17 protein-coding genes are annotated in these 9,719 nt (G+C 59.6%); 14 read left to right on the forward strand and 3 right to left on the reverse strand.

The genetic code is table 11. The features are described 5' to 3' along the window. Positions 1-63: 63 nt before the first annotated feature. The 3 genes from OKC42_RS17960 to OKC42_RS17970 form a co-directional block, all read right to left on the reverse strand. Positions 64-873: a hypothetical protein gene (locus OKC42_RS17960; protein WP_270820457.1), complete on the reverse strand. Its 810-nt coding sequence runs from the start codon at positions 871-873 to the stop codon at positions 64-66. Between the two features lie 95 nt (positions 874-968). Beyond that, complete coding sequence (locus tag OKC42_RS17965; RefSeq protein ID WP_153227358.1) at positions 969-1,190, reverse strand: helix-turn-helix domain-containing protein; 222 nt, start codon at positions 1,188-1,190, stop codon at positions 969-971. A 75-nt stretch (positions 1,191-1,265) separates the two neighbouring features. Beyond that, positions 1,266-1,634, reverse strand: coding sequence for a hypothetical protein (locus tag OKC42_RS17970; protein ID WP_270820458.1), 369 nt, complete (start codon positions 1,632-1,634; stop codon positions 1,266-1,268). A gap of 206 nt (positions 1,635-1,840) precedes the next feature. On the opposite strand from OKC42_RS17970, the gene OKC42_RS17975 reads away from it, so the two are divergent. The 14 genes from OKC42_RS17975 to OKC42_RS18040 all read left to right on the forward strand — a co-directional run bounded on the left by OKC42_RS17975 (position 1,841) and on the right by OKC42_RS18040 (position 9,717). Then, on the forward strand, positions 1,841-2,158 hold the full coding sequence (locus tag OKC42_RS17975; RefSeq protein WP_270820459.1) for a hypothetical protein: 318 nt from the start codon (positions 1,841-1,843) through the stop codon (positions 2,156-2,158). Continuing rightward, complete coding sequence (locus OKC42_RS17980) at positions 2,155-2,397, forward strand: helix-turn-helix domain-containing protein (RefSeq protein ID WP_270820460.1); 243 nt, start codon at positions 2,155-2,157, stop codon at positions 2,395-2,397. The genes OKC42_RS17975 and OKC42_RS17980 overlap by 4 nt, the downstream gene beginning before the upstream one ends. 378 nt (positions 2,398-2,775) lie before the next feature. Further along, a complete protein-coding gene (locus OKC42_RS17985) occupies positions 2,776-3,249 on the forward strand; it encodes a hypothetical protein (protein WP_270820461.1) in 474 nt (157 codons plus the stop codon). Continuing rightward, a complete protein-coding gene (locus tag OKC42_RS17990) occupies positions 3,246-3,695 on the forward strand; it encodes a hypothetical protein (protein WP_270818400.1) in 450 nt (149 codons plus the stop codon). The genes OKC42_RS17985 and OKC42_RS17990 overlap by 4 nt, the downstream gene beginning before the upstream one ends. Further along, entirely contained in the window at positions 3,692-3,964 is a 273-nt protein-coding gene (locus OKC42_RS17995; RefSeq protein ID WP_270820462.1) for a hypothetical protein, read from the forward strand. Before OKC42_RS17990 ends, OKC42_RS17995 begins: the two co-directional genes overlap by 4 nt. After that, positions 3,961-4,158, forward strand: a complete 198-nt coding sequence (locus OKC42_RS18000; protein ID WP_270820463.1) for a hypothetical protein — start codon at positions 3,961-3,963, stop codon at positions 4,156-4,158. Before OKC42_RS17995 ends, OKC42_RS18000 begins: the two co-directional genes overlap by 4 nt. Next, positions 4,155-4,478, forward strand: a complete 324-nt coding sequence (locus OKC42_RS18005; RefSeq protein ID WP_270820465.1) for a hypothetical protein — start codon at positions 4,155-4,157, stop codon at positions 4,476-4,478. Before OKC42_RS18000 ends, OKC42_RS18005 begins: the two co-directional genes overlap by 4 nt. A gap of 37 nt (positions 4,479-4,515) precedes the next feature. Beyond that, on the forward strand, positions 4,516-5,163 hold the full coding sequence (locus OKC42_RS18010; protein WP_270820466.1) for a hypothetical protein: 648 nt from the start codon (positions 4,516-4,518) through the stop codon (positions 5,161-5,163). A 117-nt stretch (positions 5,164-5,280) separates the two neighbouring features. Beyond that, positions 5,281-5,871 (forward strand): Ref family recombination enhancement nuclease, encoded by a 591-nt coding sequence (locus OKC42_RS18015; RefSeq protein ID WP_270820468.1) that lies wholly within the window; start codon positions 5,281-5,283, stop codon positions 5,869-5,871. Positions 5,872-6,215: 344 nt separating this feature from the next. Beyond that, entirely contained in the window at positions 6,216-6,899 is a 684-nt protein-coding gene (locus tag OKC42_RS18020) for a hypothetical protein (protein WP_270820469.1), read from the forward strand. Further along, the gene (locus OKC42_RS18025) at positions 6,899-7,222 is read left to right on the forward strand and encodes a baseplate protein (RefSeq protein ID WP_139495176.1); all 324 of its coding nucleotides are present in this window, start codon (positions 6,899-6,901) and stop codon (positions 7,220-7,222) included. The genes OKC42_RS18020 and OKC42_RS18025 overlap by 1 nt, the downstream gene beginning before the upstream one ends. Further along, positions 7,222-8,433, forward strand: coding sequence for a hypothetical protein (locus OKC42_RS18030; RefSeq protein ID WP_270818394.1), 1,212 nt, complete (start codon positions 7,222-7,224; stop codon positions 8,431-8,433). Before OKC42_RS18025 ends, OKC42_RS18030 begins: the two co-directional genes overlap by 1 nt. Then, positions 8,430-8,981, forward strand: a complete 552-nt coding sequence (locus OKC42_RS18035; RefSeq protein WP_270818393.1) for a hypothetical protein — start codon at positions 8,430-8,432, stop codon at positions 8,979-8,981. Before OKC42_RS18030 ends, OKC42_RS18035 begins: the two co-directional genes overlap by 4 nt. Further along, complete coding sequence (locus OKC42_RS18040) at positions 8,974-9,717, forward strand: hypothetical protein (RefSeq protein ID WP_270820470.1); 744 nt, start codon at positions 8,974-8,976, stop codon at positions 9,715-9,717. Before OKC42_RS18035 ends, OKC42_RS18040 begins: the two co-directional genes overlap by 8 nt. The last annotated feature ends 2 nt before the right edge of the window (positions 9,718-9,719 follow it).

The following is a 9,719-nucleotide window of genomic DNA, read 5'->3' on the forward strand; positions in this document are numbered from 1 at the left end:
GTAACACCTCTTGATTCTGGTGATTCTGTTCTGCCCCGACTGGTGGCCGGGGCGATGTAATGGCTATGCCGCCATGCCCGCCCTTACCGCGGCCTCGACACTATCTATGCTCGCCAGACGCTTGGTGATTGCTTCCCGTATGTGCATCAGCACCAGCTCTTGATCCGCTCTGAGCTCCTGCTGGCGGGCCAGCACCTCTTTACCCCGCTTCTGTGAGTAGAGCGGCGCGTTCTGGAGGCTGCAAAACTCGCTCGAAAACTCAGACATTCCATTGCCAAGCGCCTTTACGGTCACCAGCTTGTAGGCGGCCAGAGCGTCCGGGGTGCAGATGATCCACTGCTCACCGACCAGGGCGGAGCGAGTGAGCCGTTCCCACTGTGCAAGCCTCTCATTCAAGGCGTTACGGCTGCTGGACAGGTCATCGAGCAGCTTCACCAGCTCTCCATTGGCCGCCTTGCTCGCGCTGGCCGCCTGCTGCTCCTGTTCCTGCTGGGGATACTCATAGACCAGCCCTGTTGCCTCACCCGCCCAAGGGGTGTAGTCGCCATCATTCATTGCTCTGACGGATTCGGCGCCATCGCAGCCGATGCAGATCAGCACCCGGGCAGCAGTCGGGAACCGGCCCTTGATAGTCTCCAGCGCGGCCTTGAAGTCTTTCAGGGTCTTTGGCATATCCCAGCTTTCGCCGGTGGCCAGCAGGGTTTTACCTTCCGCATCTTCGGCCACCAGCACGGCGCCGCGGCTGCGAATAACCCGCAAGTCCCAGTTGTTGGCCGCATCCTGCTTGGCTTCGGCAAACAGATCGCTTTTCAGGGCGCAGATGGCGGCCCAAGTGGTCGGGAGCTGGTTGGTGGTTTGGGTCTGGTTAGTCATGGCGAATCTCTCCAAAGGAAGGGGCGGCGCCCCCTGATGAGAGATAATATAAGAAACATATTTCTGGTTATCAAGCGTAAAGTGGAAATATATTTCTACTCTACGCCGTTAGCATAGGGCAGGCCGCGCAGCGCGTCATCATAGTAACCAGGGCGGTTAGGGTCAGAAATCATCTGGCCGATCCGGCGCTCTGTCAGCTCCCAGCGGTCAGCCAGGGCGCGCTGCGTCCAGCCCTTCTTCTTGAGCAGGGCTTTGATCTCCTCCTTGGTCATCATGGCTGGCATGGGGGCTGGCTTGGTGGTGGTCTTTGTGGTCATTCCTACTACCTTCAATATCGAAATGGCGAAATATATTTCATGTTATGCGACTGGCGCCCCAGCTGTAAACGCCGGTCACTCCATGATGTTCAGGGCGGCCATTGAGGTGGCGATGATGTATCGCTCATGCAGGGCATAGTTTCGGGTTGGCGCGTTGGCCGCCTCGATGGCCTTCGCCAGTTCGGGATGGGAGCCGTTGAAGGTCGGCCGGTCGTGTGCGCCGCCATCCAGGCAGCGGATCTCCCACTCCCCAGCTCTGGGGTTCCATGTCAGGTAGGGCTGACGCCACCAGAGCATAAGCTCCTGCTGGGTTCGGCGCTCGTTCGACAGGTCGCGGGCTGGTGGGCTGGCAGGGTTTACCGGCACGCCATTGATAACGGCGTCCACCAGCTCAGCTGGGGGAAGGGTGCAGGCCTGCTCGAGGGGGATGCTTGAGAAGATCATGGTTAACGCTCCAGAGTGAAAAGGCGGCCGGAATACTATACCGAGTTGCTAACAGGGCCGCCCACAGAAGTTGTGGATAAGCGTATTTATAGCGCGTTACGCCAAATAGAACCAGAAACATATTTCTGATAAATTTCTTGAAAGTGCGCCTCCACGGCGTATTATGTGCGAGTCGATACGCCTTGGCGGCGTATACAGGAGGTGACATGAAGCTAACCATAGAGAGCCGCTTTATGCGGAGTAGATGGGGCGCTGATGGCCGACCGGTCGGCGGTAACGTGCTGAGCATTGTTGCCACTGCTGGAGACGGTACCCGGCTGCAGCACTCAGACACCTTTACCTTCTTTGCCTTTGATGAGGCGGGGGTCGAGGAAAAGGCAAAGGCAAATGCCCAATCCGCCCTCGAGCGCCTGCAGAAGGATGCGGACAAGGGCGAGCTGTTCCCTGGTCAATGGGTGGAGATCGAACCGGCGGCCGGTTCGCCTCAAGCGGTATACAGCATGAAGGGTGCGGAGTGGCTGTGACTACGGCAGAGATAGTCGAGCGCCTGCAGGCCTGCAGGACGGTAGAGTTGAGTACCCGAGACATAACCCCCGCCAACATCCGAGCGGCCCGAGAGGCGCTGGATATTCCGGTTGGCGTAATGGCCATGAGGCTGGGAGTGGATCGGGATACTTACAGTAAATGGGAGCGCGGTGTCTGCCAGCCATCTGCCAGCGCCGTGACCACGATCCGGTGGTTTCTGGCCGGTCGGGTGCTATGACTCCCCTCCCCTGGTGGCAGCCGGTGATGTGTCTCGGGGTTAATGGTGCGCGTTATGTCTTGTGAATCCATTATCCTAACAGATCACCCGTTTGGTATATTATGATGATACAGCGCAGTCAGATGGTGAAAGGCCGCTTAATCCAGCTCACGGCGGCCCGCAATGCCGCTGGTCACCCCGTTGTTATTGCGGCGTGGCTGGTGGATGGCGCCGAGGTGCAGGAGGCGGCTATCGCCTTTCCGATGCGCTCCGATGGTACGGCGATAGCCTTTGTGGCAAGCGCAACTGAGGCGGTATTTCTGAGGGCTCACGCCCAGCTAGAACCGCACTTTGAGCTTGTCGATAGGTTCATCGCTGGCATGAAAGAAGGTATGCAACGTGCAAAATCAAGAAGCAAATTCCCACCCGTTCAGCCTGGGTACCGCCGCCGTGGATAACTCCCCGCGCCGGTTCCCCGCGTCACTGGTTCCCTCAATGATCCGCGCCAAGTTGAGCGGGTCAGCTATCAAGGTGTGCGTGCTGGTGGCCACCGACAAGGCTGGGCTGATGAAAACCATCTCTCAGGCCGTTATCAGCAACCCGGATATGAGGCGCGTAGCCAGCGAGAATGGCGATGCTCACATCTACCGTGGCACCGTCCAGTATCAGGGTTCTGGCAACAGCAACCCCTGCATGGTCATTTTGGCCGCCTCTCAGGACGATCCCGCATTCAGGTCTGCCAAGTTCGCAGCTGGTGGCGAGCCGATGCAGGTGATCGCCCTGCACGATGGCGCGCTGGCCAAGGGCAGCTGTTTTGAGGCGCTGGTTCGCCAGCTCTGTGCTGAGCCGATGCAACTGGAGGGCGGCCTGTGAGCGTATCCAGCGGAATGCTGAGTGTGATCGTCTCCATGATGGAGTTTGGCGAATCCCCGTTCCTGAGCGTGGCCTACGATCCCGATCAGGATGCCTATACCGGCGTCTCCCCCTGCTCCGCCCTCTCCAAGCTGGAGAGGATGGGCTTTGTTCGGGTGATGGACGTTCAGCCGGCGGCCGTGGGCGATTGCGCCACTGTTCGCCTGGAGGCTCGCTCCGACTTCCTGAGCGCCTTTGCTGCTGGGGTACGGGAGTTCGAGAACGGGCGGGATCTCTACTACGCCGACTACTCACAGCACCCATTCGCCTTCTCTTGCGGCCACCAGCACGCGGCAGCTCGGGCCAAGCGCCCCTGCAAGCCCTATCGGGCCTCTGCTGGCTACATGTGCCATGGCTTCCTTGATGCCGACAACGGAGAGACCCGTTTCATGCAGGGGGGCGAATGAGCGATAGCAACAAGGCTCCTCGAGCTCCAGTGCCGGAAGGGTGGCGGCTGGTACCGGAAGAGCCAACCCCTGAAATGGTGGCGTCTTGCAATGCGTGGTTCATCCCCAGCCTGATGCTGCCCCTGTTCGTGGCTGCCTACAAGACGATGCTGGGCGCCGCCCCGAGCTGTGCCTGGTCTCACGCTTACCCTGGGGATGACCAGCACAAGCCACAGCCCGCCGATATTGGCGGGCAACCTCTTCCGGCCAAGGCTGGAGAGACCGAATGATCGCCGTCACTGACAAGGTAGTGCTCGACTCCATGGCGCTGGCCACGGCCTACCTGGTGAAAGAGGGCTACACGAAAGTTAAGCGCCAGCGCCAGTGTCAGCTGCAATGGTGGATGCGTGGCTCTCGCCATGCAGCGGTAGTAGAAAGCAGCCCAACAGGCCGCGTAATTGTGAAAACAGGTGTTAACGCATGACCGAATTTATTGAGGTGACGATGGACAGCATGGACTGCAGCGCCGAGGCAAAGCAGTTTATCGACCAGTGCCTTGCAGCCCGCCCGGATGGAGAGCGCCTACCTGAGACCGCCAAGATTATGGCCGCCGGTATGGATGCCATGTCCTCTACGTTCAGCGAGCTGCTGGCCCGCAACGTGACGCCTCAAGAGCTGCTGCTGATGATCGCCAGTGCCATGGATGCCACTGAAACCGAGCATGGCAGCCTGCTTGATGTTGAATCCAAGTTCATCTCCGAGATGAAAGATCCCGCCGAACAGGCAAAACCCACAACCCACTAACCCAAGGTCTCAGGCCGTAAACAAGAAAGGTAGTAGCGTGAACAACACCCAAGAGCAGAGCAATATCACCGAGCAGAAAGTCGAAGGCCAAGAGCAGGTACAGGAGCAGGCCGCGCCGCAACTGACAGCGGAAGAAGCATTGCGCATCAACATGGCCAACAACTACCTCAAACACTGTATCAACTCCCGCGTGCTGGAGTGCCAAGAGTCCGGCGCCAACCCGGTGCTGGTCGGTTCGGCTGATGCGCTGGTGGTTCTGATTAGCCAGGTTCTCAACATGAGCCAAGGCGATCCGCAGGTGCTCCAGCAGCAAGTTGGCGCCGTCATGCAGGCACTCAACAGCCTCTCTATCGGTAACGACTCCCTGAGCGTGATCATGGCTCGCCAGATGATTGGTCAGGCGGCCGACCAAGGCCAAGCCTTCTCTCTGATTGGTCACCTGCAGGACGTAGCCCAGCAGCATATGGCAAATGCCACCATGAATGAGATGGCCCAGCTGGTGGCCTCCATGCAAGCGGAAGCCAAGCAGCCCGCCAACTCTCCCATGGCCCCCTTCCCTGCAGATGCAGAGTCGGTACCGGAAGTGAATGCCGTTGATGAGCCGAAGAAGGCCACGGAAGAAGAGGCCGAACCGGCCGAGGTGGAGGCAGAGGAGCCGAAAAAAGAGGTAGAAACCGCCGAATAACAGGCATCAAAAAGCCCCTCCGAGGAGGGGCCATTGAATTGATCGGCTGTAACGCCAAATCAAGAAGCAGGGACATGGTAAGCGATGCGAACAACAGACGCAAACCCATTTGATAAAGTGAGAGCTCAACAGGAGCGCGCCAGAGAGCGTCAGCGGGCCAAGCTGGCTGACCCGACCTATCAGGCAAAGCAGCGCGAGAAGCAGAAAGCAGCGGCCGATAGGGCTATCCAGCGGCGCCGTGAGCTGGTGGCCTCCCCAGAGTACCAAGAGCGCCAGAAGGTGAAGCAGGCCGAGGCCCAGCAGCGCCGACAGTGCGCCCCGAAGAAGCCCAAGAAGGCCACCAGCAGCCCCAAGAAGCGGGCCAAGGGTATGCCAGGGCGAACCCCGACCGCCGATGAGCGCCGGGTGATGGACGCAATCGGCCAGTTGCCGTGCATCTGCTGCGAAATGATGGGGCGATACAACCCCGTTATCTCTTTGCACCACACGAAAGGGCGCACGGCGCCGGAGTGCCACAAGTATGTTCTGCCCCTGTGCGCTGGCCACCATGACACACCGGTACCGCCCGAAGTGCTCCAGCAGTACCCCGACATGATCCCCCGCCATGCTAAGGGCTCTCTTGGTGGCCCTGGTGCATGGCGCCGCCTGTTCGGTACCGAGGAGGCGCTGGTGCAGGCCGTCTGGGAACGTGCGGGGGTATCTTCCTAACAAATGGCCCTGTTCCGGTTATTGTGTCGGCTGATCGGCTCTCGTAGAATCGTCTACGTGTTAGCCACCAGCGACACACGGTTAAGGCAAAGCTCCGCTCTTTGAATGCCGTCCCCTCTAACGAGGGGGCAACCGCAAAGGTTCTACTCAGAGTCTTTCCGGTTGCGGGCCTATCTCCTGATGTTTCTCCCGTTCCCACTGCAGTGCATCGGGCCCGCAACAAACTGAGGAAGGTAACAACGGGGTGCATCCTTTTCGGTTCCTCAGGCCGTTTGGGGTGCAGCGCCGCTGTTTCCTGTGATGGCAGTGATGCTTCTTCTCAGGTTTCTATTAGGCGGCCAGCAATGGTCGCCATTTTTTTTGGGGATTTTATGGCCGATACCAACACCATTAACGTTGTGGCGATCAGCTTGGCCACAAAGCAGCCCGTCATGCTGATGGGTTCACTCACTCAGAATGCCCTCCATATCATCGAGCTGACCCAGCTCCCCGCGTCCATCCCTAAGCTGCGAGAGTCGATTGCCAAGCTGCGCACCAGGCTTGCCAAGGCGGGTCGGGACGTAACCATTTACACCGAAGATCCTACCGGCCTGCTGCGTGACTGCGGCTACCAGTTGCGCCTGGACTCGATAGCCCCGGCAGATAGCCGCCCCCTGGTCTCTATCGCCCTCGAGCGGTACCGCGCCCTAACCTCTGTGAACGGCATTCAGTACCCCGGCGGCGACAACTCCGCATACCGGATCTCTGACTCAGTGATCAACATCAAGCTCAATGACATGGGTAAGACGGTGTACGAGGTGGATTGGGCCAACATCAAGGACGGCACGCGGGTAATGATGCTCCTGATCTACGGTGCGATGTGTCAGGGGCCAATGCAGGCGGATTACCTGCGCCGCATGTTCGCTGCCATGGATGCGGGATCTAGCAAGCCCAAAGCCGGTAACGGGTTCTTGGCGGCCACGGTCGGGTATGACCGGCTGCAGCAAAGCAAATTCCCAGCTGCGGCACAGTCAGGGGAGACCCTGTAATGGCCCGCCTATCCCGCCTATCTGACATGCTGATCACCGATGACATTCTGCGGTCGTACCTCTATGCCGCCGTTCTGGCCATGGTGCGTGACCATGCCGAGACGGATGTGATCACCTACGAGATCCGCCCGGATGAAGAATACCGCGCCGACCTGCTGGCCCACCGGGCATACGGTACCGCCGAGCTCCGATGGGTAGTTAAGCTGGTGGTCGGTGTCGATGATGAAGCAGATCCCCTGCCGGTTGGTACCTCCATTCGCCTCCCCTCGAGCGCATGGGTGAGAGAGAAGATCCGGCACTTCCTTGATGACGGGGGGATCTGATGCCAAAGAAGGCGAGCTTTATTCAGGATGAGGCCGGTCGCTTTCAGACGGCTGGCCTGTCAGAGAAAGCCTTTATCCAGGTGTTCAAGGAGATAACGCGCCTCAACAACAAGCGCCGCCAAGACGGCAAGCGAACACTCCGCCCAGGGCAGCTGTCCCGAAAGTCGGTTCAAGACCTGGTGCGCCTTGGCAAGAAACCGGACGGCACCGAGTTTACAGTCGATGACCTCAAACGGTTCGACAAGCTGCGCAAGCAGTACCGCAAGCGCCGCGGCGGTCAGCAGGGGATCACTTACCTCGAGCTGGTGGCCCGTTCTGCAGATACCAGGATAGACCGCGCCAGTAACCGCTCTGGGGATGGCCGAGAGGTAAACTCCGCCCAGCTGCTTGCAGTGAAAGCCAACGTGCTGACGATCAAGGTCAAGGCCTCCCATGTGTCAGTCCACCAGCACCACCGCGTAGAGGTGCGGCTGGAGGAGTGGGATCAGCTGATGGCTGATGCAAATGGGCTGGATTCCGGCTACCAGAAGGCCACCAAGCAGGCCTGCGCGGGCCGCCTGTCCATCAACTGCAGCTGTGGCGACCACCAGTATCGGTACCGCTACATGGCCACCCTGGGGAATTACTGCCTCTCCCCGCCCAAAGAGTTCTCATACCCCAAGATCACCAACCCGAACCTCTCCGGCTTGGCCTGTAAGCATGTGCTGCTGGCAGCGCGAATGATGCAGAGCCCGACCTGGTACAAGCGCCTCAGTTATGAGATGGCCGCTCAGGCGCGCCGAACCGGCTACGGGGATGTGAAGCGCACAACGGTCTACACCGGCCCCGATGCCAAGGCGCTCGCTCGCAACAAGTCCAAGAGCATTGATACGGACGCGGCTCGAGCGGCGTGGGACAAGTACCGGAAGAATGCCGCCAATGTGGCAAAGCGGGTCTCTCGAGGTGATGAAAAGCTCGAGAAGATGCGCGACCAGCTCCTCAAAACCCGCAAGAAGCACCAGGACACCAAGGCCAAGCTGCGCGAGGAGCAAAAGGCGAATGAGGCGCTGCGTAGGCAGGCCCAGCAGATGATGAGGGATAACCTCAAGATGCAGCTGCAGGCCTTCACCGATGCGTTCAAGGTCGCCGGTATGGACGCCAACAAGGCCATGGAGGCGTTTGCCAAACAGAAAGGGATCACCCCCTCCACCCTGCAGGAGTTGATTAAGTGACAACAGAGACCGAGAAGCCCGCATTGAAGCGGGCCCGTTCCCAAGGCCACCAGCCATTCAATGACCTGGTACGGCGCGACTGGGAGCGCCTGATCCGGCAGAGCCAAGACAACTTTGATGCCCTGCTCTACCGGCCGAACCGTGAAGAGACACAAGCGGCCATGACCGGCGCCATGTTCGGCATGGGGGATATGCAGCAGGCCACGATCAGCTATGAGCAAGAGCCAGAGCTGGTGGCCGCGCTGGTGGCCCCGCTCGATGATGACGGCTTTATGTCGATGTGGGATGGCGATGCCATGGGGATGGGCGATAGCGGCATTCTGACCGTGCTCCTGTCCTGTGTGCTGGCCCCTGAGGGTTCAATCCTTGAGTGGAAGGAGGAGACCGCCACCGGCGATGTGCGCTCGGTGTTCTGGTATGTGCAAAACGTGCGTGCAGTGGGCTCTGCTGCCGTTGGCGCCTTGCATACCTGCGTACCCTGCGGTGACCTGACTCAAGCCAAACTAGAGGCCGCCAAGGTGGCTATGGGGGAAAACAACGATGAGTGAAGATGCGCTGATCAGCTGGGAGGAGGTGGTATCAACCCGCAATGGCTCCCATAGCGTTGATGACTGTCTGGCGGTCGATGTGGGGTTCGGTAACCTGATCTCTGCGCTGGTGATCGGGATGCGCCCTGGTAATGACCAACGGCATGGAGCTCTTCGCCAGTTCTTAGCCCGCCCGCCCGCCTCCCGGGTGCTCTACTGCAGCCATGGCGACCCGACCAAGTTTATGAAAGACCTGCTGGCCAAGGGAGATCCCGCCGCTGACGGCAACACTGCGGCCCTTCCGGTGGTGTTCTTTTCTCGGGACTTGGCCAGTTCGGTAACTGATGGCTCTATCTACGCCCCGATGCGCAATCTTGGGCAGCTGCAGGGGGATGATGGCCGCCCTTCTGCGTGCATCAACCTGTTCCATGAGACGCTGACCTATCAGGTGTTCGTGGTGGGCTGGGATCGCCATACCGCTGACTGGATGCGCCGCTACTTCTCCGCCATGCTGCGCCACCATGTAACCGGCTTCGCCTTTGAAACGGTGCTGCTGGATACCGCCATTGATGCCTCGGCCGATGTGATGACCAAAACCCTTGATTGGCAGCCCCAGCCGCTCGAGGATGCGCGCCTTGTCTGCCTGTCAGCAGCCATAGAGGTCGTTGCCGAAGTGCATGAGGCGGCAGGCCTTGACGCCCAAATCCGCCGGTACCGGCTTCTGGAGCCAAGGCCAATGTTTGGCATGGAGGGATAAGC

It is taken from the genome of Aeromonas sp. Y311-2, assembly GCF_027706025.1.
GTDB classification, from domain to species: Bacteria; Pseudomonadota; Gammaproteobacteria; order Enterobacterales; family Aeromonadaceae; genus Aeromonas; species Aeromonas veronii.